We start from the raw sequence: 25,534 nt of genomic DNA on the forward strand, positions 1-25,534 counted from the left end.
CAATGGCGATAAAGCAAACAAATAATCCTAAAGTTGATCTTGTTTATCGGAAGAGAAAAAGTGCGGAGGAAATGAAGCATCAAGTTATTACGTTTGCATTAATGATTTTTTTAACATTAGTTGCATTTGTAGCAGTGGCGTATCCAAAAACTTTTAGTCCGACTTTCTCTGTGCCATTTATTTTACTATTAGCAGTGGTACAAGTAATTTTTCAATTGTATTATTTTATGCATATGAGCCATAAAGGACATGAAGCAGCAAGTTTCTTTCTTTACTCTGGTCTGCTAATAGGGTTAATTACAATTTTAGCTTTTATGACAATTGTGTGGATTTGAAAAGTGAAATATAAGGGAGCTTGTGTTGTCACAGCTCCCTCTTCATATTATGGGATAACCTTACGAAGGTAGGTGTGAAAATGAGTAACTTGTGGATATTTGGTTTTCAGGCTTTATGGAGTCCAATTTTTTTATTATTTATGCTTTCGATTCTTATTGGGTACTTCTTAATTATTGGACCTTATAGAATGCGATTTGAAAATGCGACGAAGGTAAGTAAGAAGCAAATTTTTTATTTTACGACTGGTATTGTTCTTTTGTATTTTGTAAAGGGAGGGCCTATTGATTTAATTGGCCATATTATATTTAGTGCTCATATGTTTGAAATGGCAGTCATGTATATTGCAGTTCCACCGTTACTGTTGCTTGGTATACCAACTTGGTTATATCGTTACATTACTTCTTTTAAGTTCGTTCAAATTATATTAAAGGTATTTGCTAAACCACTTATTGCGTTGTTTGTATTTAACGGCCTGTTTTCTTTTTATCATTTACCAGTTGTTTTTGATACGGTAAAACAAAGTCAAATTGCTCATCCTATTTGTCTCGCTATATTGTTTTTTACAGCAATCATGATGTGGTGGCCGATGTTAAATCCATTACCAGAATATCAAACGTTAAGTGATATAAAGAAACTTGGTTACATGTTTGCTAATGGTATATTATTAACGCCAGCTTGTGCGTTAATAATTTTTGCGACAGCCCCGTTATTTGCAACGTATACGGATCCGGCTGCTTGGATGAAAGCGATGGAACTATGTGTACCAGCGGGCACTTTATCAGATTTAAATATAACGGGACCGGAATTTTTGCACTGGATGCCAGTAGTACAAGACCAGCAAACTGGTGGTATCATAATGAAAATTGTCCAGGAAATAGTGTACGGTACAATTATAGGCTATGTATTCTTTAGATGGGCACGTAGAGAACGTGAAAAGGATAAGGAGCAGTTGCAACAATTGCCGCCGTATTTACAAACTAAGTAAAAAAAGTGTATGGGATTCCATACGCTTTTTTTACTTAGTTTTAGTTTTTCATGAAAGATTGAATTTTCTAATTATTTATGTTAAGTTAGTGTAGGCGTGTACTAAAAGTGGATATAAAATTTACTACTAGCTTTCATGCGTAATAATTCCATATGTGGTGCAAGTTTTTTAGAGAGTTACAAAAATATATTGTTATCTTTAATAAACACGAACTATTTTAATGGGGAATTTTAATGGGTAGTAGTGGAAGTATGGTAAAGCCGATTAGTGGTTTTTTGACAGCGCTAATTCAATATCCAGTACCAGTAGTAGAGTCACGTGCGGACATTGATAAACAAATTCAACAAATCATAAAAACAATTCATTCGACCAAATCAGGTTATCCTGGATTAGAATTAATAGTATTTCCTGAATATAGTACACAAGGGCTCAATACAAAAAAATGGACCACAGAAGAATTTTTATGTACAGTGCCTGGGCCAGAAACCGACTTATTTGCTGAGGCATGTAAAGAATCTAAAGTATATGGTGTTTTTTCGATAATGGAAAAAAATCCTGGTGGTGGAGAGCCATATAATACAGCAGTTATTATTGATCCACAAGGTGAAATGATTTTGAAGTATCGTAAGCTAAATCCTTGGGTACCAGTCGAGCCTTGGAAAGCTGGAGATTTAGGCTTACCTGTTTGTGTTGGACCTGGAGGAAGTAAATTAGCTGTTTGTATTTGTCATGATGGCATGTTCCCTGAAGTAGCTCGTGAAGCGGCCTATAAAGGTGCAAATGTCTTGATTCGTATTTCTGGATATAGCACACAAGTTAGTGAACAATGGATGCTAACCAATCGTTCAAATGCATGGCAGAATTTAATGTATACATTGTCGGTAAACTTAGCGGGTTATGATGGTGTATTTTATTACTTTGGTGAAGGACAAGTATGTAATTTTGATGGGACTACTTTAGTACAGGGGCATCGAAATCCTTGGGAGATTGTTACTGCTGAAGTATATCCAGAACTAGCAGATCAGGCTAGATTAGGATGGGGATTAGAAAATAATATATATAATCTAGGTTCAAGAGGATATGTAGCAACTCCTGGTGGGGTGAAAGAAAACCCATATACGTTTATAAAAGATTTAGCTGAAGGTAAATATAAGGTTCCTTGGGAAGATGAGATTAAAGTAAAAGATGGATCTATTTATGGATATCCAGTAAAAAAAACGATTCATTCTTAGGGAAGGGAAATAAAACAAGCGCATCATATTGATGCGCTTGTTTTTGTTAATCAATAATTTGAAGTTCTTTTAACTCTTTTTCGACATTTTGTAGGAGTTGTTCACTTTTTTGAAGTACATTCGTTGGGAAAGTCTCATCATCGCCATATTCAACGCCGTGAGGATAATAATGTTTTCCTAATAAGGGGGGGAGTAGTTTTACTTCAGCGTGTCTACTGCCGATGTCACCTTCAACAGCAACTCCTTGCACTCGTAAATAATAAATATCCTTTAATATTTCAAATTTATAATCGTATGTAACCCGTTCATAATCCCACTGTCCAGCAAGTACGAAGTGGTTGTTTTCCATGATTTCAGTTAAAAGAGTTAATTCAACGACGGCTCCATTAAATTTCGTATTTGTAAATTGCATATAATACCTCCTTTTTTAATGTTACACCATTATTTTTATAATAGTATGAATAATAAGAAAGTGCAATTCATATTGAGAGAAAAGGGATAATCCAGACTTTTTTCACGAAAATATGATATAGTGAAAAGAGTACGGTACACACAAAAAGAAAGAAAAGGATTTGTGTATATCTCAATTTTATGTTTTGTTCAGGAGGTATATCGTTTGAAGAAATTATTGCGTATCGTAATGATTACATTTTTAATTTTAGCTGTTGATTTATACGGAAAATTACTCGTTTCACAATATATATTAACCCCATCTCAATCAAAGCAAGAAAATAAAATTGTGAAAAAGAAAAAGCAAATTAAGGAAGACTCCTCAGACACTGTTTTAAATATGATTGGTGAAGACTCTGAAAATTTATTGGCGAAGTGGGGAGAACCCTCTCGAATAGAGCCGTCTGCATACGGATATGAATGGTGGGTATACAATCAGGATTTAACTCAGTATGCTCAATTTGGAGTTTCTGAACGTAAAGTTGTAACGGCGTATGCTGCTGGTGAACAAGTTAAGGTTCCACCTTATTATATAAATGAAAAATATGAAGAAGTATATAAAAAAAGTCCGCCTTCGCATGAAATTGCGTTAAAAAGAGGGAAAAATAGTTATCAATTTGAACTATCTGATACCGAAGTCATGGAACAACCGTTAATACCTGTAGAAGATGGATGGGCGCAATTGTATTTTGATCAATTTACACATGAGCTTGTGGGTGTTCGTTATATGGATGATGAAACATTATTACGCCAAAGACCGTATCAGCTCGTTTATTCAGGTGAATTAATAGCAGAACAACCATTGACTCCAGAAAAAATAAAACAAGTAGAAAATGGGAATATGCAACAAATTTTTGATTTAACAAATATCATTCGAAGTCGTCATAAATTATCATTATTAACATGGGATCAGGAAACAGCAGATGTTGCTGTTGGTCACAGTAAAGATATGAAAGACAATAATTATTTTTCTCATGACTCACCTACATTAGGTACGCTAGGAGATCGATTGCAGCGCGGGAAAGTAGGATTTCAACTTGCTGGTGAGAACATAGCGGCGCAACATAGTGATGGAATTGCGGCAGTGCAAGGTTGGTTAAATAGTGAGGGGCATAGAAAGAATTTATTAAATGAACAATTTACAGGATTAGGTGTTGGTGTATACGATAAATTTTATACACAAAACTTTATTCGAAAATAAAGCGAAACTGTAAGCGGTGGGGTGTTACATCACCTAATTAGTTACTTCGTATTCACTGAATTGTAGGTGGGAATCTGACCGTATGCAAATAGCAGAAAAAAAGGTGCATGAATCGTCTGAAAATAGGCGAACCATGTGCCTTTTTTTTCTTACTATATAGTAGATATACATGGAGAGGTGAGGATTATGCCAACAACAAAAGGGCCGTTACATCCATCGGTTCAACAGTTTAAAGAATTTGTAAACCATCACCCTAAAATGGTTCATGAGGTTAGAAATGGTCACAAAACTTGGCAACAATTTTATGAAGAATGGTACTTACTTGGTGAAGAAGATCCAATATGGGCAACTTATAGACCGGATGGAGCGCCTGCGTTTTCTTCGGTAAAAGAAAATAAAAAAGAAAAAGATAATCGAACTGAAGAGGAAAAAACTGCTGATGTGATGGGGCAAATGCTTTCTTTTTTTAAAAAGTTGGACGTGGAACAAATGCAGAACCATTTAGCCAATGTGACGAGTGCTATTGGGAGCGTGCAACAAGTTATTCAGCAATTTCAAGGTAACCGTACGCAGCAAGAACAAAGTACTTCAGAAAATAACCCGTTTTTCTTTCAAAAGGATTAGGGGGGAAAGATGATGAGAGCAGAAATTATGGAGTTTATAAAGGCTGATGAGGATTTATCTCGCTATATTAGAGAGCAACCGTACTGGTATAGAAAATTAACACGAAATCCTGAAGAAAAAGAGGCTTTTGAGTTAGCGGCGATGCAACATTTCAAAAAAACAATACCAGATAAAGTGGAAAAATTTCAAAATCAATTGGCTGTTGCTTCGATCATGATTGATATGTTTCAGTATATGAAGCAACAAAATGCAACCTAATTGCAAGTGAAAAATATGTCCGTCATGCAGAACTTTTGTTACAATAGAGATTGATTATTTAAAAAGGAGTTGCAGCATGACGGAAATTTGTTTAGTACGACATGGACAAACTGATTGGAATTTTCAAGAAATTATTCAGGGGCGAGAAGATATTCCGCTTAATGAAGTTGGTAAGAAGCAAGCGAGTCAAAGTGCAGCTGCTTTACAAGAAGAAACGTGGGATATCATTATAAGTAGCCCGTTAATTAGAGCGCAAGAAACGGCTAATGAAATCGCAAAGGCGGCTGGATTACAATCGATTTTATTAGATGATCGATTTGTTGAACGGAATTTTGGAGAAGCTTCAGGGAAGCCAGTTGCGACTGTTAGAGAGTTGATTGCTGAGGGTAAAGTAGAAGGTATGGAGCAAGATGAAGAGATTGTAGCTCGTTGCTTTGCTGCTTTAGAAGATGTTGCAACAACTCATTTTGGCAAACGTATTATTATTGTTGCTCACTCACACGCGATAAAAGCAATTTTACATGCCATTGAACCAGATGAAATTACATTTAAGACACCATTAAAAAATGCGTGTATTAGTTATGTGAAACAAAATAGTGGGAAATGGGATGTTCTTAAATATAATATAGCGGAACATATTAATGTATAAGTGTGTACGGATATAGTGTGAAAATAGTTTCATTATATCTTTCTTTTGAGTAAGTCACTTCAATTAGTAGTTCTAATCTAAATGTGGTATGATGGATACTCGGAGGTGTCTCTCATGATTGTAGCGACGCTAGAAAGCGTATTAATATTAGATAAGGCAGAGCAGCTTGCAAAAGCGATTATCTGTTCAGATATAGCAGAAGATTATCGTAAGTATTATAGAGAATTACATGAAGATATAGAACTTCAGACGTTAATTCAGCAATTTACAGCGATGAAAGAACGGTATGAGGAAGTACAGCGTTTTGGAAAATACCATCCTGACTACACTACCGTATCAATGAAAATGAGAGAATTAAAGCGTTCTGTGGACTTACATGATAAGGTTGCAGCTTTTAAAAGAGCAGAAACTGCTTTGCAGAAGTTATTAGATGAAGTTAGTGTAGCAATCGGTTCGGAAGTGTCTTCTTCCATTAAAGTACCAACAGGAAATCCATTCTTTGATGCTGGTGGCTGTGGTGGAGGTTGTGGTACTGGCGGAGGTTGTGGTTGTAAAAAAACGGGGTGATGTACCCCGTTTTTTAGAAGTTGGAAGAAAACGTATACAGAGTTTGTCCTGTAATGTTATAAATTTCTGATTGGTTTTCATAGAATATAAAATATATGTTTTTAAAAGGAGAAGATGGAGAAGATTATGTTCGGGCAACGACAAAGTATGATTGTTTATTTACATTCATTGAAACATGCCAAGATTTTAAGGAAATATGGTAACATACATTACATATCAAAACGATTAAAATATGCTGTAGTATATTGTGACATGGAACAAATTGAGCATATGATGCATAAGTTGAACAAACTTCCTTTTGTGAAAAAGATAGAACAGTCGTATCGCCCGTATTTAAAAACGGAATTTGAAAATTCCCGTCCTGATCGAGCAAAAGAATACGATTATAGCTAATAGAAAAAATCCCCTGCTAAGTTTAGTGGGGGATTTTTTAATTGAAATAAAGTGTTATTTCATCGGAGGAATGAAATTGTTCATTCGTAAAATGCCAATTAAATGATTAAAAAATAGTTCTTTTTCTGGGAAAGTTGTAGATGGCTTTACAGTAAAAGTAGCCACTTTTTTTCCGAGTTGCTCTGCCGTTTCTTCAAATAAAATGACACGTTTACTTTTTTTATTTTCAAATACAGGAATGCCTTCACGACATATGTATAATGGTTGGAAATCACCAGTAGTAGTTGGTTTTAATATTACAACAAGCGAACACACTTTTTTATCGTTTTTTATCGTTTCAAATTGTAACATATGTGCTATACGTTCTTGATTTGTTTTGGCAATTTCAAGTAATTCATATAAATCAGAGTAGCCTTCTCCGAGTTCTATAAAGCGTTGAATCATATTTTTTCCTCCTCTTTCTTTTACTGTACCATTTCACTTTTTAAATGAAAAGCACACAAAGAAAAAAAACCCTGCATAGCAGGGCCCTTCTTATACTAGCATGTACTAGTAAGAAGGAAAAGGGAGAGGAGAAACCGGAGGAAGAACTTATGGGGAAACGTAAGTCTTCTCCGCGGTTGGCAACAACATCGAAGGTGATGTTGTTATAATTATTTATGTCCAATCTAAATGAAGATATACATAATGAAATTAAATTTTATGTTGGGCTTTTTATTTTTCTTTTTTTTATTTTGTGATAGGATAAAAAAGATAAAGTGGAACTAATATACATATTGGATTCATATTAGTGAATGATGAGATGAATACATAAAAATAATGAGCGGTTATTTGATGGTGAGTTTTCCGATATTTAGGTGAATGTAATTTGTTAACGGTTACCGAAGTGGGAATGGCTTTGTATAATCGCTCGATAGATTGAAATAAAGGTAGTGACAACAGATGAGAGTAGTTTCAGGAAAATGTAAAGGACACCCACTTAAAGCGGTTCCTGGTAATACAACACGTCCAACGACAGATAAAGTAAAAGAATCTATTTTTAATATGATAGGTCCTTATTTTGATGGTGGTATTGCCCTTGATTTATTTGGTGGTAGTGGTGGTCTTGGAATTGAGGCTTTGAGCAGAGGGATCGATAAAGCGATTTTTGTTGATAGGGATAGTAAAGCGATAAAAGTAATTCATCAAAATTTAGAAAGTTGTAGAATACAGGAACAAGCTGAAGTATATCGAAATGATGCGGAACGTGCAGTAAAGGCGCTAATAAAACGTGAAATGTCATTCGATCTTATATTAATAGATCCTCCATATAAAGAGCAAAAAATTGTATCTTTAATTAGTGTAATGGATCAACATGGATTGCTGCATAGTGATGGATTAATTATGGCAGAGCATGGTAATGATGTGGTTTTACCTAATTCAATAGGCAGGCTTGTGAAAGTAAGAGCTGAGAATTATGGGATTACTGCAATATCGATTTATAAGTATGAAGGTGAGGGGACAGAATGACAAGTATAGCTATTTCTTCAGGAAGTTTTGATCCAATTACCCTTGGGCATCTGGATATTATTAAAAGGGGAGCAAAAGTATTTGATGAGGTGTACGTAGTCGTTTTAAACAATTCATCAAAAAAACCATTCTTTTCAGTTGAAGAGCGATTAGAACTAATTCGAGAAGCGACAAAGGATATCCCGAATGTAAAAGTAGATTCGCATAGTGGGCTGTTAGTAGAGTATGCAAAAATGCGTAATGCAAATGCAATATTACGTGGTTTACGAGCAGTTTCTGATTTTGAATATGAGATGCAAATTACTTCTATGAATCGAAAATTAGATGAAAATATTGAAACATTTTTTATTATGACAAACAACCAATATTCATTTTTAAGCTCGAGTATTGTGAAAGAAGTTGCGAGGTATGGAGGAAGTGTAGTAGATCTTGTACCTCCTATTGTGGAGCGTGCTTTAAAAGAAAAGTTTCAAACCCCGTTAAAGTGAACGGGGTTTTTCTTTATACGTGCGCAAAAATAATAAAATAATATATAAGTATAGACAAAATAATGTAAAAATTGGTCCGTAATGTATAAAAGATGTCCAAATTTCATGTAGTATAGAAGGATGCTTGGATAAAAATACAGGAATATCTTTTGGTATAGGTGAGAAAGAACTCACTTTCTCATAAAATGGTGTCCAAAATACAAATGTAAAAATAGGGGCAAGAATACTTTGAATAATTCGTGCGAAAAAATAGGGTTTAAATCGGATATCTGTTTCAGCTAATATGCTAGCAACTTGTGCCTGAATAGAAAGACCGCTAAATGCTAAAATGAAGCTTGTTACCATAGCTTGTTGTAAGAGCGGTGTTTCATTTATTTGACTAATCATTTGGCTTCCGAGTGTCATTTCGAAAATACCTGATAATATAGGTATACTAAAATCCGTACTTAGTTGGAAGAATGATAAAATATGTTGCATAATAAAAGAAAGAGCTGCTGTAATGTGGAATACAGTAATCATTTTATTTAACACAGAGAATAAAATAATAAATCCGCCAATCATAAGTAATGTTTGAATAGAAGAAACGATAGCATCCCCAAGTAATTTACCGATTGGCCTTTTTTCTTGTAAGCGCGTCTCGTGAAGAATTAAAAAAGGGTTTTGAAAGCGGCGTTTTTTTGTAGTGTGTGTATTATTTTTGTAAGCGGTATTATGTCCGTAAAAACGCATAATTAATCCGACGGCAAAGTTACTGAAATAATGGGCAGCCGCTAATATAATTCCTAATTTCGGATTATTAAAAAAACCGATAGACACAGCACCGAAAATAAAAAGTGGATTAGAAGAATTTGTGAAAGAAACGAGGCGCTCCGCTTCAATCTGAGTTAAAAGATTGCTTTTTCGTAGTCTAGCGCTTAATTTGGCGCCTGCAGGGAAACCAGAAGCCATTCCCATGGCCCAAACAAATCCACCTATCCCTGGAACGCGAAAAAGTGGGCGCATGAGTGGTTCTAATATAACGCCAATAAATTTTACAACACCGATACTAATTAGAAGTTCTGCAATGATGAAAAACGGTAGTAGTGAAGGGAATACAACTTCCCACCATATATTTAACCCGCGAATAGAAGCTTGCAAAGCGGCTTGGGGGTGGAGTACAAGAGAAAAGGTTAAAAATAGCGTTGATATGGTAAGGAAAGCGGTTTTCCATTTTTCATACATGTAAGTAAATCCCCCTTTGTCCCAAAAAACGTTCATTTCAGTATACGTGGATACGTAGTGAATTTAGACCATAAGTATGAAAAAGGAATGAAAAAAATTAAAGGGTGAGAAAAATGAAAGAACCAAAGATTGGTTTAGCGCTTGGGTCTGGAGGAGCGAAAGGGTTTGCTCATATTGGTGTAATAAAGGTTTTAAGGGAAGCGGATATCCCTATTCATATGATTGCAGGAAGTAGTATGGGGGCGCTAATAGGTACGTTTTATGCGGCAAGTAGTAACGTTGAAAGATTGTATAAATTGGCATCTGTTTTTAAGCGGAAGTATTATTTAGATTTCACGGTACCAAAAATGGGATTTATTGCTGGAAAACGTGTCAAAGATATGATTAAAATGTTTACATATAATAAAAATTTAGAAGAGTTAGATATCCCGACGGCTGTTGTGGCTACTGACATACTGAAGGGGGAAAAAGTGGTTTTTACAAGTGGGCCAGTTGCAGATGCGGTTAGGGCTAGCATATCTGTTCCTGGAGTGTTTGTACCAGAAAAAATAGATGGACGATTATTAGTGGATGGTGGAGTTATTGATCGCATCCCAGTATCGGTTGTGAAAGAGTTAGGGGCCGATATTGTTATCGCTGTTGATGTATCTCCAATTAAGGTGAATGGAGATGTTACGTCCATTTATGACGTAATCATGCAAAGTATTGAAATTATGCAGCATGAGCTTGTAATGAATCGGCAAATTGCATCGGATTTAATGATGCGACCAGCTGTAGAGCAATTTAGTTCACGTGCTTTTACGAACATTGAAGACATTATTCGAGTTGGAGAAGTAGAAGCGGAAAAACATGTTTCAAATATTTATTTATTAATTGAGCAGTGGAAGGAGAAACATAATGTTTAAGCGTTTTCGGTTTATATATGCAATCTTAATAGGGGTTATATTGGCGATGTTACTTGTTTACGTACGTTTACCGTATTATGTAACAAAACCAGGAATGGCTGCCAAATTAGAGCCTTACGTTCAAGTTGAGGGTGGAACGAAAGAATCTGGTGATTTTATGCTTGTTACGGTTTCAATGGGGCCAGCAAATGTGGTGAATTTAATAGCGGCACAGTTTAATAAATATACACATATTTCGAAAGCGGAAGAAATATTGCAAAAAGGTGAGAGTGATGAAGAATATCAATTTCGCCAAAATTATGCGATGAAAGATTCACAAAATGCCGCAATTTATAATGCATATAAACGTGCAAATCGCTCTGTTTCTTTTGAAAATAAAGGTGTATTAGTTGCTGGTGTGGCAAAAGGAATGCCGTCAGAAGGAAAGCTTAAGCTTGGTGATGTTATTATAGCTGTTGACGGAAAAACATTTGAAAAGACGGAGCAATTTATTGAATATATGACTGGGAAAAAAGAAAGCGATGCTGTAAGTATTGAGTACATGAGAAATGGAAAACAATTGAAAGAAAATTTAAATGTAAAGACGATTCCTAATGGAAATGGACGTGTCGGTATAGGTGTTTCTATCGTTACGGAAAGAGAATTAGTGGTCGATCCGAAAGTGAAAATTAATTCTCATGAAATTGGTGGACCATCCGCAGGTTTAATGTTTACATTAGAAATATATAATCAACTTGTGGAAGAAGACTTAACAAAAGGACATGAGATAGCTGGAACAGGTACAATTAATGAAAAAGGAGAAGTGGGCCCAATTGGTGGTATAAATCAAAAAGTGGTGGCTGCTAGCGATGCCGGGGCTGAAGTGTTCTTTGCGCCAAATGAAAAAGGTGCGGAGAAATCGAACTATAAAGATGCACTTGAGACTGCAAAGGATATTAAAACAAAAATGAAAATTATACCAGTGGATACGCTGGATGATGCGTTAACATATTTAGAAAAGATGGATAAGGAAAAAACCTCTCTGAAATAGAGAGGTTTTTTTATAGGAATTTTGTAGTTGTTTCATCATAGCGAATAGGATGGTGTGTTATATCCTGTTTTAATAGTTGCGTGCGTAACGGTTCGTGCATGATGGAGAAATATACAGAGTTTGCTTTTTTCTCTATATCTAAAGCGGCATGGTCAAATGTTTTTGTATGAGTAAGGATTGGAAGTTCGATTTTTTTCTTGTTTTTTGAAAGATAAGTTTGTCCTTTTTGTGACATGCCTAACAGGCGGATATATGGTGCGTGTTGTTCTATATTTGCGCTACGTATTTCCTCTTTTGTTGTGTTTGTTAAAATGTGTGTACAAGCTCTTTGTAATCTAGTCCATGTATAACGTTTTGTTTTTAATGCTTCCATGAATGAATAGAAGGAGGAACTGTTTTGTATTTTTGATAAAATACGATGCTCTAAACCTTCTTCTATTTCATATATATGTCGTAAGTCCCCTGGAGACATCGTCATGAGTTTATATTTAAAAAATGAAAAGTATTGTTCCCAATTATGTAATATCCCGTAGTTTTGTTTGTAATTTGCTAAAAGCGAAGTGGTTGCCTGTGGGAGAAAAGGTTCAATTGTTGTAAATGATCCTTCTTCGCTAAAGAGTTGTTTTCGGATGCTTGTCGCGCTTGCAATATATTGGTCATTAAATGTTTCATCATGATAATGAGAGGCAAATCTTTGTATAGTTTGAGCTTGTATAGAACTATTCTGTGACAGAATTGCTTTCATATATTGGAAGCCTAAAATATTATTTGGTTGTGACATATCAATGTTGTTTTCGGATGTTAAAATGTGTGAGAAAGCATCTGATGTTGCTTTTGCATAACTATTACCAGCGTCCATGAATTGTTTTACAAGGCAGTTAAAAGTCTCTTCTTCGTTTTTTTGTACGGAGATGGTATTATAAAAGTTTTTGATTTGTCCATCCTCACTACCGAAACAAATTTCAGAAACACGTAGGGCATTTAAAATGGAAATAGCACCATTTGCGAAGGTTTCAGCCTTTTGTGTTGCAAAGACGTATGGAAGCTCTACAACAAGGTCTACGCCGTTTGCTAAGGCCATTTTAGTGCGATACCATTTGGAAATGAGTGCGGGCTCACCACGCTGTAAAAAAGGACCACTCATAACGGCAATTATTATATCGGATTGTGTTAACTTTTTTGTCTGTTGCACATGATAAAGATGACCGTTATGAAAAGGGTTATATTCAACAACAATACCACCAGCTTTTATGGTAATCTCTCCTTTCGATGTAGCATCTTTTTGAAAAACGTGATACTCTATATATTATTTACTATGATGACTTCATTATAGTGTAAAGAAAAAACATTGACAAATATAAAATGGCTAGCTATAATTTTGTTTGTTGCCTTGAGGTGATATGATATGAAATGGTCCATCCATCAATTGAATAAATTGAGAAATAAAGGATTGACATTGGATGAGATGGTAGATGTAAGTGAGCTAAAAGAGGTCGAGAAAGATATTCGTGAAATTAATCCTGTGCATGTAATGGGAAGAGTTGATTTTGGCTCCGGTAAGTTTACGTTTCATCTACATATAACTGGAAGCATGGTTTTACCATGTTCTCGCTCTTTAGTAGATGTGACATTACCATTTGACATTAAAACAACTGAGGTGTTCCAAACTTCACAAGAAGAATTTGAAACTGAAGCTGAAATTCATTCTTTAGAAGGAGAAGTACTTGACTTACTGCCCGTAATCAAGGAAAATATACTTTTGGAGATTCCAATGCAAATTTTCAGTGATGATGTTTCTGGTGGAGCACCGACGCAAGGTCAAGACTGGCAAGTGATTTCGGAAGAAGACAAAGAAAAGACTGTTGATCCAAGATTGGCAGGACTTGCAAAGTTTTTTGACAAATAATCGGAAGACTGGTTCAGGCCTTCATATGAAAATAACTATTTCTTTTAAGGAGGTGGGAAGAATGGCTGTACCTTTTAGAAGAACTTCTAAAACAGTAAAAAGAAAGCGTCGTACGCATTTCAAATTATCAGTACCTGGTATGGTAGAGTGCCCAAGCTGTGGTGAAGCGAAATTAGCTCACCGTGTATGTAAAGCATGCGGTACTTACAAAGGTAAAGAAGTAATCAGCAAGTAATTGCGGGAAAATAAACGCAGAAGATATCTTCTGCGTTTATTTTTTTTGTCTTAATCTTTAGTTGTTGTATTCTATCTTTTCTAGTAACTGCATATGCTTAATAAAAAATGCATAGGGAGGACTAGAGAGATGGCGACAACAAGACAAGATGCTTGGACTGATGATGAAGATTTGCTTCTGGCAGAAGTAGTACTCCGGCATATTCGAGAAGGTGGAACACAACTTTCTGCCTTTAAGGAAGTGGGAAAAAATTTATCACGTACACCAGCAGCATGTGGATTTAGATGGAATTCTTACGTAAGAAAGCAATATAAAGAACGTATTGAGGAAGCAAAGCAACTTCGTAAAGTAGAAAATTATGAAGTGAAAGAGACGAAGGTGTTAGAACCTACGTCAATTACGTTGAATGATGTTATTGACTTCTTGCAAAATTATAAAGATGAAAACTCTTTAACGGTGTTGCAACAACAAGTTGAATCATTACAAACAGAAAGAGAGCGTCTTCTGGAGCGATTATCAGTATATGAGGAAGAGTATAGAACATTACTTGATTATATCGATCAAAAAAGAAGTGTAATGGTAGTGGAAAGAAACAACGCTCGCTCGAATGAAAAGTTAGAGAAGCTTAAGAAATAAAAAACAGCTGTTATACAGCTGTTTTTTTTATTTATTTATTAAGCCGATTCTTCGTTTGTAACCGTATTCAAATTTGTTTCTGGATGCCAAATATAAAAATCTCCATCAGTTACTGATACGGGGTTGAAACTTAATTTATCCCAAAAACCAGATGAATGAATACGCGCTATCGTTTTAATAGGAAATTGCATTTGTTTCGCATGATTTACAAGCATTTGCCCGAATCCTTGTTTTTGAAAAGTTGGTAATACTTCAAGTTTATAAAGTTCTAGGTAAGGACCTGTAATTTCGAATGGTTCTCCGCCGTTTCTTTTCATATATAGACTCATACGTGCAATTAGTGATCCGCCATAATAAATACCGTAAAATGGAGATTCACTGTCGTTTTCAATAATGTTTGCTTGCAATTCTTCCAGCATAGATAGTTCTTGGGCTCCGCACCCTTTAAATTTTTTAAATTCATCTAACGTTTTATAATTGATGAGCAAGCGCTCAACTTTTGGGAATCCCATTACATCACATCCTTTTCTTATCTCGTTGAATGCAGAAAAGTAAAAATATTTACAATAATAGTATAACTCATTTTTTTATTTTTATGAAGAAGATAGTATATTTCTTTTATTATTTTTTTGAGGATTTGCTAAACTAAGAGTATAAGTGTATTAATAGGCAGTATATACGTAGTGAAAAATGAGAGTGTATTTGTTTGGCAGAGGACAACGAAATTATAGGGCGTGCTCATGTACTTTAAAAAGATATAAAAAAAGGGGGGCGGCAAGGGCGCTTAATGTGAATCCCTTGTGTGAAAATGAAAATTGGAATTGTCGGACCAGGTGCTATTGGTCTATTGTATACATTTTATTTACAAAAAAGTAACCAAAATGTTACGTTGTTTACAAGAACAGCTAAGCAGGCTGAAGAGTTAAATGAAACAGGTGTAACTTGTATTAGAGATAGAACATGTGAAACAGTATATCCATCTGTTTTACCGATAGAAAGTATGGTAGCGCAAAATTTAGATTATATATTTATTGCTGTGAAGCAATATCATATAGATGACATACTACCGTTTGTGGAAGGGGCAGCATCATTAATCTTTTTGCAAAACGGAATGTCACATCTTCAAAAGATGCTGAACATAGGGTGTGAAAATATAGCTGTTGGTATTGTAGAACATGGTGCGAAAAAAGAGGGAGGGCATATCGTTCATCATACTGGAGTTGGGGTAACGAAATTTGGAGTGGTTTGTGGTCAATCTATACATTTCGAAAGTGTATTCCATTCTTTTCCCGTGTCTTATTTTCCAGTTCAAATAGAAACGGATTGGAAAGAGATTATGCATAAAAAATTAGTGGTAAATGTATGTATCAATCCGTTGACGGCGTTATTGGGAGTTAAGAATGGTGAATTAACCAAGAATCGTTTTTTTTATCAAATGATGGAGCAAGTGTTTCAGGAGGTCGCCTTTCTTATTAGAGGAGAAAAAGAGATGGTATGGCAAATGGTACGCAATGTGTGTGAAGGAACGTCTCGTAATACATCCTCTATGCTAGCCGATGTAAGAGCGAATAGACAGACGGAAATTAATGCGATTGTTGGATATGTATTAGAAGAGGCTAAGAAACAGCAACGACCAGTTCCGACACTTCAATTTTTGTTCGATGCAATAAAAGGGTTAGAAACAAGAGTATAAGTGTTATTCTTTGCTTTTACGTGAAACATTGACTACAATGTGGATTGGTGAGAGAACTGGATACGAAAGGAAGAATTATATGGAGATAAAAGAAATCTCTGTTCCGCAACAAGGTGTTGTAGCGGACTATATGAACGGTAAAAAAGAGATACAGTCATGTTTTGATTATATGTTAACAGAAGATGCTTTTAAACAGCGTTTACATGATTTGCGTGAAAGGGAGTTTTTCCGCCAAGATGTAGTAGCGCATTTATTAGAATATAATACAAAATTACAAGCGGGAGAATCTACACTTCAAAATGTAAAAGCGCTTGGAGATGAAAATACATATGTTGTAATAGCTGGACAACAAGCGGGGTTATTAACTGGACCGCTTTATACAATTCATAAAGTTATTTCAATTTTAAAGCTTGCAAAGGAAAAAGAAGAAAGTTTAGGGGTGAAAGTTGTCCCTGTCTTCTGGATTGCGGGTGAAGACCATGATATGGATGAGATTAACCATACTTTTTTAGCGAAAAATAAAAAGATGAAAAAAACTATTTTTTATGATCGTAATCCGAAAAAGGCGAGTGCTTCTGAGTCTGAACTTTCTGTTGAAGATTGTAGAAATTGGATTGAAGAGATTTTTAAAACATATCCAGAAACAAATTTTACAAAGGATGTATTAAAATTTGTTGATGATGCTTTGGAAAAATCGAATACGTATGTAGATTTCTTTGCTCATCTTATTACGAAAATCTTTGCTAATTCTGGTTTAATCCTTGTTGATTCACATCATCCTGAATTAAGAAAGTTAGAAATTCCATTTTTTAAGCGAATTATAAGTAAGTATAAAGAGGTACAAGAGGGCCTTCGTAATCAGCAGGAAGTAATTAAAGAACTAGGATACAAACCGATTATTGAAACGAAGTCTCATGCAGTGCATATATTTATGGAAATAGATAATGAACGAGTATTGCTTGAAGAGCATCAAGGTAAGTTTGTTGGAAAGGATGGGGCGCATTCATTTTCATACGAAGAGTTGATTGAAGAGATGGAGAGAAATCCGGCACGTTTTAGTAATAATGTTGTAACACGTCCTCTTATGCAAGAGTATGTATTTCCTACGCTCGCATTTATTGGAGGTCCAGGGGAATTAGCTTATTGGAGTGAATTACAACAAGTATTCCATACTGTCGGTTTTCAAATGCCACCTGTCGTTCCTCGTCTTACAATTACTTATGTGGAGAGATGTATAGCGACAGATTTATTCGATCTGCAATTGAGAGAAAGTGATCCGTTTTTAAATGATGTCGATAAACTGCGTGAAAACTGGTTGTCTAATCAAATAGAGGAACCGATTGATAATCATTTTGAAAAGGCGAAAAAAGAAATTGCCGATATTCATACATCTTTACAGCAATTTGTAAAGAAAATAGAGCCGGGGTTAAGTGCGTTTGCAGGGAAAAACGAATTGAAAATTAATGAACAAATTGAACTGCTGGAAAGAATGTTGAAAAGAAATGTTGAGAAAAAGTATGAGGTTCAGCTAAATAAATTTCGCCGTATACAATTCGCACTTCGTCCATTAGGTGCGCCGCAAGAACGTGTGTGGAATGTATGTTATTATTTAAATCAGTTTGGTTTGGATTTCGTTGATCGTGTAATGGAAAACCCTTTTTCTTGGGACGGAAAACATCATGTTATAAAATTATAAAATCTTGCTCCTTGGAGCAGGATTTTATTTTTATTCCGTTGAATTTACTGTGAAGTGATTTTTTTCTGAATTATCAATCAAAAAATAGATGTGATAATTGTGTTGGATACTTAAATATATGACAAAATAGCACAAAATGTAAACGTATTATTCGCTTTTTCGACAGTTTTTTATTTAAATTCCCGCAAAAGATGATAAAATTTAGTATATAATAAAAGAAAATAGCGATTTGTATAGTATGTTGCCTTTATTGGTAAGTTAAATGAGTCGTTCTTTCGTATTATTTCATTCTCTAAGCGTGAAAGATGTGTTTAGAGGAAGGGATACATTCAACATAATTAATTGGAAAAAGAGTAGGTGCAACAATGTTTAAACACGTAACAGTGCTTTTAAAGGAAACAGTAGACGGCTTAGATATAAAGCCAGATGGTACATATGTAGATTGTACACTGGGGGGAGGAGGACATAGTTCTTATTTATTATCCCAATTAACTGAAGGTGGAAAATTAATAGCGTTTGATCAAGATGAGATAGCGATTCAAAACGCGAAAGAAAAGTTCTCTTCATACGGTGAACAGTTTATAACAGTAAAGAGTAACTTCCGCTATTTAGCTGAAAAACTGCAGGAAATAGGTATAACAGAAGTAGACGGTATTTTATTTGATTTAGGTGTTTCATCCCCACAATTAGATACACCAGAGCGAGGCTTTAGTTATCATCATGATGCACCGTTAGATATGCGGATGGATCAAGATGCCCCATTAACAGCATATGATGTTGTAAATAGTTGGTCATATGAACAACTTGTAAGGATTTTCTTCCAATACGGTGAAGAGAAATTTTCAAAACAAATTGCAAGAAAAATTGAAGCTTATCGTGAGAATAAAGCTATTGAAACGACAGGAGAATTAGTAGAGCTAATTAAAGAAGGTATTCCGGCTCCTGCTCGTAGAACTGGTGGGCATCCTGCTAAGCGAGTGTTTCAGGCAATTCGTATAGCTGTAAATGATGAATTAAAAGTATTTGAAGAAGCATTGGAATCTGCTATTGAGATGGTTAAGCCAGGTGGAAGAGTTAGTGTTATAACATTCCATTCATTAGAAGATCGTATTTGTAAAACAACGTTTAAGCGAAATAGTACAACGCCACAATTGCCGCCAGGATTACCGATTATTCCTGATGAATTTAAGCCAAAATTAAAGCTTATTACAAGAAAACCGATTTTACCTTCTGATATAGAGCTAGAAGAAAATAATCGTGCGCGTTCTGCGAAGTTGAGAATCGCTGAAAAACGATAAAAGGGAGAGAGAGGTATGACTAATTTAGCTGTAAAGTACAAACAACAAGCGCAAGAAGAGGTGCAAATTCAAACGCCCCCACAGCAGATGGTTAAGCCGAAAGTTAAAGCGAAAATTACAAGAATCGAAAAACTGTTGTATGTAGCGTTTATTGGCTTTTTATTGTATGCCTGTGTCGCGTTTATTGGAAATAAAGCAGGCCTTTATCAAGTTAATGTAGAAGCAGCGACGATAGAAGAAAAAATTGTACAGCAGCAAAAAGAAAATCAAGAATTACAAGCTGAAGTAGAGAAGTTAAGTCGCTATGAACGAATCGCTGAAGTTGCAAAAAAACACGGGCTAGAAATTAATGCGAATAATGTGAAAGGCCTCAAATAAGGCAATAGGTGTGAAGGAACGATGAAGAAGAATATGACTAAATTTCATACCAATAAGGGAGCAGGTTATTTTATGATATTTTTCCTCCTGCTCTTTTTGCTGTTATTAGCCCGATTTTTTTACATACAATCAACAGGAACAGTTCATAATCAAGATTTAGATGCACTTGCTAAACAAAAGCATAGTAAAACAGGAGTTCTTGAAGCGAACAGAGGAACCATTTATGATCAAAACGGTCATGTGTTAGCGCAAGACGCAAACTCTTATAAAATAGTAGCCGCCCTAAAAGGTGCTAACTCTGTTGAGAATAAAGAAGATACTGCAAAGAAAATTGCAGGAGTACTTGGAAAAGGCGAAGAGGATATTTTAGCTTCTTTAAATAAGGAAGGTAGAAGTCAAGTCGAATTTGGAACGTTAGGTAAGGATTTGACGAAAGAAAAGAAGGAACAAATAGAAGCGTTGAAGTTGCCGGGAATATCTTTTATTACAGAAAATGCAAGGGTGTATCCAAACGGTGATTTCGCATCTTACGTTATAGGTCATGCAAAACCAAATGAGAATGGAACCTCGGTAGGTCAATTTGGCATAGAGAAAAGCTTGGATAAATATTTAAGTGCTTCTAACGGAGAAGTAGCATATACAGGTGACCGTAAAGGTGTGTCTCTTGATGGTGGAAAAGTTAATGTAAAGGCACCTAAAAATGGAGATAACGCGTATTTAACAATTGATCACCGTGTCCAAAGTTATTTAGAAGACGCGATGAAAGCAGCAAGTAAGCAATATGAACCAGAAAGTTTAATAGGGATTGTTGCAGATCCGAAAACTGGAAAAATATTAGCGACGTCTACTAAACCTAGTTATGACCCTAATGATCGTCAAATTAAATATTTCTTCAATGACGCAATTGCCAATGCATTTGAACCTGGATCAACAATGAAAATTTTCACGTTAGCGGCAGCTATTAATGAAGGTGTGTACAAAGGGCAAGATTATTATCAGTCCGGGACATATCAAGTCGGAAATAGGAAAATAAAAGATCATAACGGCGGTGCTGGTTGGGGCTCTATCACGTTTGATGAAGGGGTAGAACGTTCTTCAAACGTAGCGTTTGCAATTTTAGGAGATCAAAAACTTGGTCCAGAACGTTTCCGAAAATATATTCATAGTTTTGGATTAGATGAAAAAACGAACATTGATTTATCAGGTGAAGGATCGAATACAATTTTATTTGATCAGCAAATACAACAAGTGACAACAGCTTTTGGACAAGGTTCCACTGTAACACCAATTCAGCTTGTACAAGCTGCAACAGCTATTGCAAATGATGGGAAAATGATGAAACCTTATGCAATTGATAAAATTGTAGATCCGATAACAGGGAAAGTAAAATTAGAACATAAGCCAGAAGAAGTAGGAAAACCTGTTACAAAGGAAACAGCAGCGCAAGTAAGACAGTTATTAGAACGTGTTGTTACATCTCCGAAAGGTACAGGGACAGCTTATAAAATTGATGGATATTCAGTTGGTGGTAAAACAGGTACAGCGCAAATTCCGGATGGAAAAGGCGGCTATATGACAGGGAGACAGAATTATATATTCTCATTCTTAGGTATGGCACCAATGGACGACCCACAACTTGTTGTTTATGTAGCTGTAAAACAGCCGAAATTAAAAGATGATGAGAACGGTGCACAGCCTTTAGCTGATATTTTTAAATATGTAACAAAAAATAGTTTAGAGTATTTAAAGATTAAGCCAAATGAAGTGAAAGATCCGAAAAAACATCTGAAAGAGCAACAAACTACTGTTCCAGATGTAACTGGTAAAACGATGGCTGAAGCGGGGAAAGCAATTGATAAAGCAAAACTTCGTCCAATCGTATTAGGTGAAGGGAAAGTACAGCAACAAGTACCAAAAGCGACTGAACAAACATTGAAAGGCGACCGAGTCTTCTTGGTAGGAGATAAGCCTACAATGCCAAATATACAAGGATGGGCACTGCGTGATGTTATGAATTTAGCGAAGACATTACAGCTTAACTTGAAGCCTTCTGGTACAGGATACGTAACAGAACAAAGTGTGGCGGAAGGAACATTATTACAACCTGGTACAGAATTAGGTGTCACACTCGTACCGCCACTCGAACCACAACAAGAAGCAGAAAAGCCGTAATGGTAAAAGAGAAGAAGTTCTAATTAAATAAGTACAAGCATATATTGGAACAAGCTAGGCGTAAGGGAGGCTTGTTCCGATATGCGTGTATCAAATGTAACAGTTAGAAAACGACTTATTTTTATACTTATATCAGGTATACTTATCTTCACTATTATCGATATTCGTCTTGGATATGTGCAATTTTTTCTTGGGAATATGTTAACGGATCGTGCGAAAGATTCATGGAGTCGTAATATTACTTTTGAACCCGAACGTGGGAAAATTTTAGACCGAAATGGTGTGGAACTTGCCACGAATAAAAGTGCTCCAACTGTCTTTGTTGTACCGAGGCAAATTGAAAAACCAGCAGAGACTGCAGAGAAGTTAGCTGCAGTATTAGGTGTGGAAAAAGATGAGATTTATAAGAGGATTACAAAAAAAGAATCGATTGTAAGGTTAGATAAAGGCGGAAGGAAAATATCACATGACAAAGCGAAAGAGGTACGAGGCTTAAGTTTGAAGGGCGTGTATATCGCAGAGGATTCTATCCGGTACTACCCATTTGGAAATTTTTTATCACATGTATTAGGTTTTGCAGGTAGCGATAACCAAGGTCTTATGGGACTAGAAAAATATTATGATAAGGAGCTAAATGGGGACAAAGGTCATGTGCGTTTTTTTGCAGATGCGAAAGGACAAAGGATGCCTAATGTTGGTGATGATTTCAAAAAACCAGAAGCTGGTTTAAATTTAGGATTAACAATCGATGCGCGTATTACAAGGATTATGGAAAGAGAAATGAATATTGCGGAGTCAACTTATAATCCAGACGGTATGATTGCGATTGCAATGAATCCTAAAAATGGTGAAATTTTAGGTATGTCTAGTCGGCCGAGTTTTGATCCAGCGGATTTTCAAAGTGTCTCTCCAGAAGTGTATAACAGAAATCTACCTGTGTGGAGTACGTATGAGCCTGGTTCAACATTTAAGATCATTACATTAGCTGCAGCATTGAATGAAAATTTAGTAGACTTAGAGAAGGATACGTTTTATGATGATGGAGCAGCTGAAGTCGGTGGAGCTAGATTGAAATGCTGGAAAGCAGGAGGTCATGGCAGTCAAACGTTTTTAGAAGTCGTTCAAAACTCATGTAACCCGGGATTTATTGAACTTGGTGATCGCCTTGGTAAAGACCGATTATTTAAATACATTCGTAATTTTGGTTTTGGGCAGAAGACTGGAATTGACTTGCAAGGTGAAGGCAGTGGGATTTTATTTAATTTAGATAAAGTTGGTCCAGTAGAGCAAGCAACAACTTCATTCGGCCAAGGGGTTTCTGTTACACCAATTCAACAAGTAGCAGCTGTAGCGGCGGCTGTAAATGGTGGAACATTGTATCAGCCGTATATAGCTAAGGAGTTTATTGATCCAAAAAATAATCAAGTTGTTAGTAAAAAGACACCTGTTGAGAAAAGAAAAGTTATTTCCAAGGAAACTTCAGAAAAAGTTCGTTATGCATTAGAGAATGTTGTAGCGAAAGGTTCTGGTAAAGGAGCTTATATTGATGGATATCGTGTAGGTGGAAAAACGGGTACTGCTCAAAAGGTGAAAGATGGTAAATATTTAGAGAATAATTATATTGTATCTTTTATCGGATTTGCTCCAGCGGATGATCCAGAGATTGTTGTGTATGTTGCTGTGGATAATCCAAAAGGGGTTACACAGTTTGGTGGAGTGGTAGCAGCTCCAATTGTCGGGAATATCCTTCGAGATGCTCTTCCTGTTATGGGAGTGAAACCGAGAAAAGAACAAGTTGAGAAAGAATATAAATGGGGCGATACACCAACTGTGGAAGTTCCGAATTTAATTGGAATGAAAAAGAAAGACTTACAAACACAACTCGTCGATTTGCAGCTTGATATAAGTGGAGATGGAGAGAAAGTAATTAAGCAATCACCAGAAGCGGGAGCTAAAGTAAAAGAAGGCTCAAAAATTAGAATTTACTTCGGGAATTAAAGGTAACATAGTACGTTTTATGGTACAATTGGTGGAAGTGAGTTCTTTATAGAACAGTTACTTAATGTGAGACAATAAGTGTCTCATTCATAAATAGGCCAGTAGCACTTACCTCCTTATATAGGAGGTAATGTGTTGCTTACTGAAAAAAAGATAAATAAACAATGTAGAGAGGGTTTAGTGAAATGAAGTTGCATACACTTTTATCATGTTTGCATGATTTTCCAGTTGTTCCAAAAGAAAATCCAGAAATCACATCTATAGAAGCTGATTCACGTAAAGTGAAAGAAGGAAGCTTATTTGTATGTATGAAAGGATATACGGTTGATAGCCATGATTTTGCTAAGCAAGCAGCGGCACAAGGAGCGGCTGCTATTGTTGCGGAAAGACCAATTGATGTTGACGTTCCAGTTGTACTTGTGAAAAATACTTTTCGTTCGTTAGCGGTTTTAGCTGATTATTTTTATGGTCAACCGACACACAAGTTACATTTAATCGGAATTACAGGTACAAATGGAAAGACAACAACATCGCATATTATGGATGAGATTATGCGAGCACATGGTCATAAAACAGGGCTAATTGGGACGATTAATATGAAAATCGGTGATGAAACATTTGAGGTGAAAAATACAACACCAGATGCACTAACACTTCAACAGACGTTTTCAAAAATGGTTGAACAAGGTGTGGACAGCACGGTAATGGAAGTTTCGTCACATGCGTTAGATCTTGGTCGTGTACACGGATGTGATTACGATGTAGCGGTGTTTACGAATTTAACACAAGATCATTTAGATTATCATAAAACGATGGAAGAATATAAACATGCAAAAGGGTTACTATTTGCACAGCTTGGCAATAGTTATAATCATAATCGTGAAAAGTACGCTGTGCTGAATAGCGATGATAATGTAACAGAAGAGTATATGAGAAGTACTGCAGCAACAGTTGTAACATATGGTATTGATACAACAAGTGACATTATGGCAAAAAATATCGTTATGACGAGTGGCGGGACTACATTTACGCTTGTCACACCGTATGAAAGTGTAAATGTTACGATGAAATTAATAGGTAAATTCAATGTATATAACGTACTTGCAGCAACAGCAGCAGGACTTGTTTCGGGTGTGAAATTACAAACAATCATTGCTGTTATAAAAGAACTAGCTGGGGTTCCAGGACGTTTTGAAGTTGTTGATGGCGGACAAAATTATACAGTTATTGTTGATTACGCGCATACGCCGGATAGTTTAGAAAATGTATTAAAAACTGCAAAACAATTTGCAAAAGGTGATGTGTATTGTATCGTTGGTTGTGGCGGCGATAGGGATCGAACAAAGAGACCGATAATGGCAAGTGTTGCAACAAAATATGCAACTCATGCAATTTATACATCAGATAATCCAAGAAGTGAAGATCCAGCGGCTATTTTAGATGATATGGTACAGGGTGCAAGTGGGAATAATTATGAAGTGATTATTGATAGAAAAGAAGCGATACACCATGCGATCGCTAATGTGAAAGCAGATGATATCATTATTATTGCTGGTAAGGGTCATGAAACGTATCAAATTATTGGTAAAGAAGTTCATCATTTTGATGATCGTGAAGTTGCGAAAGAAGCAATTACAGGGCGTTTAAACAACCAAGAGTAACAACGTGAGAGGA

Annotated in this window: 28 protein-coding genes; 23 read left to right on the top strand and 5 right to left on the bottom strand. The window is 35.8% G+C overall.

Annotation, left to right across the window (positions count from 1 at the left end):
• Nucleotides 1-2 precede the first annotated feature (2 nt).
• From ctaF to ASE54_RS06785, 3 genes are all read left to right on the top strand, one after another.
• A complete protein-coding gene (gene ctaF, locus ASE54_RS06775) occupies nucleotides 3-335 on the top strand; it encodes a cytochrome c oxidase subunit IVB (RefSeq protein WP_000985703.1) in 333 nt (110 codons plus the stop codon).
• Between the two features lie 80 nt (nucleotides 336-415).
• The gene (ctaG, locus tag ASE54_RS06780) at nucleotides 416-1,321 is read left to right on the top strand and encodes a cytochrome c oxidase assembly factor CtaG (RefSeq protein WP_000069031.1); all 906 of its coding nucleotides are present in this window, start codon (nucleotides 416-418) and stop codon (nucleotides 1,319-1,321) included.
• A 233-nt stretch (nucleotides 1,322-1,554) separates the two neighbouring features.
• Complete coding sequence (locus ASE54_RS06785; RefSeq protein ID WP_000535809.1) at nucleotides 1,555-2,553, top strand: formamidase; 999 nt, start codon at nucleotides 1,555-1,557, stop codon at nucleotides 2,551-2,553.
• A gap of 46 nt (nucleotides 2,554-2,599) precedes the next feature.
• Here ASE54_RS06785 and ASE54_RS06790 read toward each other — a convergent pair whose 3' ends face one another.
• Nucleotides 2,600-2,965, bottom strand: coding sequence for a YugN family protein (locus ASE54_RS06790; RefSeq protein WP_001160945.1), 366 nt, complete (start codon nucleotides 2,963-2,965; stop codon nucleotides 2,600-2,602).
• A gap of 204 nt (nucleotides 2,966-3,169) precedes the next feature.
• Between ASE54_RS06790 and ASE54_RS06795 the strand changes: the two genes are divergently transcribed.
• The 6 genes from ASE54_RS06795 (at nucleotide 3,170) to ASE54_RS06820 (ending at nucleotide 6,695) form a co-directional block, all read left to right on the top strand.
• Nucleotides 3,170-4,204 (top strand): CAP domain-containing protein, encoded by a 1,035-nt coding sequence (locus ASE54_RS06795; RefSeq protein WP_000735371.1) that lies wholly within the window; start codon nucleotides 3,170-3,172, stop codon nucleotides 4,202-4,204.
• A gap of 186 nt (nucleotides 4,205-4,390) precedes the next feature.
• Nucleotides 4,391-4,828 carry a YlbD family protein gene (locus ASE54_RS06800; protein WP_001143333.1) on the top strand — a complete coding sequence of 146 codons (438 nt, stop codon included), beginning with the start codon at nucleotides 4,391-4,393 and terminating at the stop codon, nucleotides 4,826-4,828.
• Between the two features lie 12 nt (nucleotides 4,829-4,840).
• Complete coding sequence (locus ASE54_RS06805) at nucleotides 4,841-5,086, top strand: YlbE-like family protein (RefSeq protein ID WP_001200990.1); 246 nt, start codon at nucleotides 4,841-4,843, stop codon at nucleotides 5,084-5,086.
• 76 nt (nucleotides 5,087-5,162) lie between these two features.
• On the top strand, nucleotides 5,163-5,735 hold the full coding sequence (locus ASE54_RS06810) for a histidine phosphatase family protein (RefSeq protein WP_000134944.1): 573 nt from the start codon (nucleotides 5,163-5,165) through the stop codon (nucleotides 5,733-5,735).
• Nucleotides 5,736-5,849: 114 nt separating this feature from the next.
• Nucleotides 5,850-6,302 (top strand): YlbF family regulator, encoded by a 453-nt coding sequence (locus tag ASE54_RS06815; protein WP_000634361.1) that lies wholly within the window; start codon nucleotides 5,850-5,852, stop codon nucleotides 6,300-6,302.
• A 126-nt stretch (nucleotides 6,303-6,428) separates the two neighbouring features.
• A complete protein-coding gene (locus ASE54_RS06820; protein ID WP_002082261.1) occupies nucleotides 6,429-6,695 on the top strand; it encodes a YlbG family protein in 267 nt (88 codons plus the stop codon).
• Nucleotides 6,696-6,749: 54 nt separating this feature from the next.
• Here the strand turns inward: ASE54_RS06820 and ASE54_RS06825 are convergent, their stop codons facing one another.
• Nucleotides 6,750-7,139, bottom strand: coding sequence for a hypothetical protein (locus ASE54_RS06825; protein WP_000616017.1), 390 nt, complete (start codon nucleotides 7,137-7,139; stop codon nucleotides 6,750-6,752).
• Nucleotides 7,140-7,637: 498 nt separating this feature from the next.
• Between ASE54_RS06825 and rsmD the strand changes: the two genes are divergently transcribed.
• The gene (gene rsmD / locus ASE54_RS06830) at nucleotides 7,638-8,204 is read left to right on the top strand and encodes a 16S rRNA (guanine(966)-N(2))-methyltransferase RsmD (protein ID WP_001266977.1); all 567 of its coding nucleotides are present in this window, start codon (nucleotides 7,638-7,640) and stop codon (nucleotides 8,202-8,204) included.
• On the top strand, nucleotides 8,201-8,692 hold the full coding sequence (gene coaD, locus ASE54_RS06835; protein WP_000200601.1) for a pantetheine-phosphate adenylyltransferase: 492 nt from the start codon (nucleotides 8,201-8,203) through the stop codon (nucleotides 8,690-8,692). The genes rsmD and coaD overlap by 4 nt, the downstream gene beginning before the upstream one ends.
• Here the strand turns inward: coaD and ylbJ are convergent.
• Complete coding sequence (gene ylbJ, locus ASE54_RS06840; RefSeq protein ID WP_000273087.1) at nucleotides 8,684-9,913, bottom strand: sporulation integral membrane protein YlbJ; 1,230 nt, start codon at nucleotides 9,911-9,913, stop codon at nucleotides 8,684-8,686. The two genes, coaD and ylbJ, sit on opposite strands and share 9 nt — an antisense overlap.
• Nucleotides 9,914-10,026: 113 nt before the next feature.
• Here ylbJ and ASE54_RS06845 point away from each other — a divergent pair, with 113 nt between their 5' ends.
• Together ASE54_RS06845 and ASE54_RS06850 are read left to right on the top strand one after the other, a co-directional pair.
• On the top strand, nucleotides 10,027-10,818 hold the full coding sequence (locus ASE54_RS06845; protein WP_000662584.1) for a patatin-like phospholipase family protein: 792 nt from the start codon (nucleotides 10,027-10,029) through the stop codon (nucleotides 10,816-10,818).
• Nucleotides 10,811-11,848 (top strand): SepM family pheromone-processing serine protease, encoded by a 1,038-nt coding sequence (locus tag ASE54_RS06850; protein ID WP_000476296.1) that lies wholly within the window; start codon nucleotides 10,811-10,813, stop codon nucleotides 11,846-11,848. Before ASE54_RS06845 ends, ASE54_RS06850 begins: the two co-directional genes overlap by 8 nt.
• A gap of 10 nt (nucleotides 11,849-11,858) precedes the next feature.
• Here ASE54_RS06850 and ASE54_RS06855 read toward each other — a convergent pair whose 3' ends face one another.
• The gene (locus ASE54_RS06855; protein ID WP_003307657.1) at nucleotides 11,859-13,040 is read right to left on the bottom strand and encodes a nucleotidyltransferase; all 1,182 of its coding nucleotides are present in this window, start codon (nucleotides 13,038-13,040) and stop codon (nucleotides 11,859-11,861) included.
• Nucleotides 13,041-13,253: 213 nt separating this feature from the next.
• Here ASE54_RS06855 and ASE54_RS06860 point away from each other — a divergent pair, with 213 nt between their 5' ends.
• From ASE54_RS06860 to ASE54_RS06870, 3 genes are all read left to right on the top strand, one after another.
• Entirely contained in the window at nucleotides 13,254-13,754 is a 501-nt protein-coding gene (locus tag ASE54_RS06860) for a DUF177 domain-containing protein (protein WP_000872137.1), read from the top strand.
• A 61-nt stretch (nucleotides 13,755-13,815) separates the two neighbouring features.
• Complete coding sequence (gene rpmF / locus ASE54_RS06865) at nucleotides 13,816-13,989, top strand: 50S ribosomal protein L32 (RefSeq protein WP_001984764.1); 174 nt, start codon at nucleotides 13,816-13,818, stop codon at nucleotides 13,987-13,989.
• 129 nt (nucleotides 13,990-14,118) lie between these two features.
• Nucleotides 14,119-14,625 carry an RsfA family transcriptional regulator gene (locus tag ASE54_RS06870; RefSeq protein WP_000246470.1) on the top strand — a complete coding sequence of 169 codons (507 nt, stop codon included), beginning with the start codon at nucleotides 14,119-14,121 and terminating at the stop codon, nucleotides 14,623-14,625.
• A gap of 38 nt (nucleotides 14,626-14,663) precedes the next feature.
• Here ASE54_RS06870 and ASE54_RS06875 read toward each other — a convergent pair whose 3' ends face one another.
• Nucleotides 14,664-15,137, bottom strand: coding sequence for an N-acetyltransferase (locus tag ASE54_RS06875; protein WP_000506699.1), 474 nt, complete (start codon nucleotides 15,135-15,137; stop codon nucleotides 14,664-14,666).
• 296 nt (nucleotides 15,138-15,433) lie between these two features.
• Here ASE54_RS06875 and panE point away from each other — a divergent pair, with 296 nt between their 5' ends.
• The 7 genes from panE (at nucleotide 15,434) to murE (ending at nucleotide 25,521) form a co-directional block, all read left to right on the top strand.
• Nucleotides 15,434-16,318 carry a 2-dehydropantoate 2-reductase gene (gene panE / locus ASE54_RS06880; RefSeq protein ID WP_002082267.1) on the top strand — a complete coding sequence of 295 codons (885 nt, stop codon included), beginning with the start codon at nucleotides 15,434-15,436 and terminating at the stop codon, nucleotides 16,316-16,318.
• Between the two features lie 79 nt (nucleotides 16,319-16,397).
• Nucleotides 16,398-18,014 carry a bacillithiol biosynthesis cysteine-adding enzyme BshC gene (bshC, locus tag ASE54_RS06885; RefSeq protein WP_000403044.1) on the top strand — a complete coding sequence of 539 codons (1,617 nt, stop codon included), beginning with the start codon at nucleotides 16,398-16,400 and terminating at the stop codon, nucleotides 18,012-18,014.
• 365 nt (nucleotides 18,015-18,379) lie between these two features.
• A complete protein-coding gene (gene rsmH / locus ASE54_RS06890; RefSeq protein WP_000472508.1) occupies nucleotides 18,380-19,312 on the top strand; it encodes a 16S rRNA (cytosine(1402)-N(4))-methyltransferase RsmH in 933 nt (310 codons plus the stop codon).
• Between the two features lie 15 nt (nucleotides 19,313-19,327).
• On the top strand, nucleotides 19,328-19,690 hold the full coding sequence (gene ftsL / locus ASE54_RS06895) for a cell division protein FtsL (protein ID WP_000182806.1): 363 nt from the start codon (nucleotides 19,328-19,330) through the stop codon (nucleotides 19,688-19,690).
• A gap of 72 nt (nucleotides 19,691-19,762) precedes the next feature.
• Complete coding sequence (locus ASE54_RS06900) at nucleotides 19,763-21,862, top strand: penicillin-binding protein (RefSeq protein WP_002082273.1); 2,100 nt, start codon at nucleotides 19,763-19,765, stop codon at nucleotides 21,860-21,862.
• An 81-nt stretch (nucleotides 21,863-21,943) separates the two neighbouring features.
• The gene (locus ASE54_RS06905; protein ID WP_001266235.1) at nucleotides 21,944-23,860 is read left to right on the top strand and encodes a stage V sporulation protein D; all 1,917 of its coding nucleotides are present in this window, start codon (nucleotides 21,944-21,946) and stop codon (nucleotides 23,858-23,860) included.
• A 185-nt stretch (nucleotides 23,861-24,045) separates the two neighbouring features.
• A complete protein-coding gene (gene murE, locus ASE54_RS06910) occupies nucleotides 24,046-25,521 on the top strand; it encodes a UDP-N-acetylmuramoyl-L-alanyl-D-glutamate--2,6-diaminopimelate ligase (protein WP_000766292.1) in 1,476 nt (491 codons plus the stop codon).
• Nucleotides 25,522-25,534 lie beyond the last annotated feature (13 nt).

This window comes from Bacillus sp. Root131, assembly GCF_001429475.1.
Classification (GTDB): domain Bacteria; phylum Bacillota; class Bacilli; order Bacillales; family Bacillaceae_G; genus Bacillus_A; species Bacillus_A thuringiensis_S.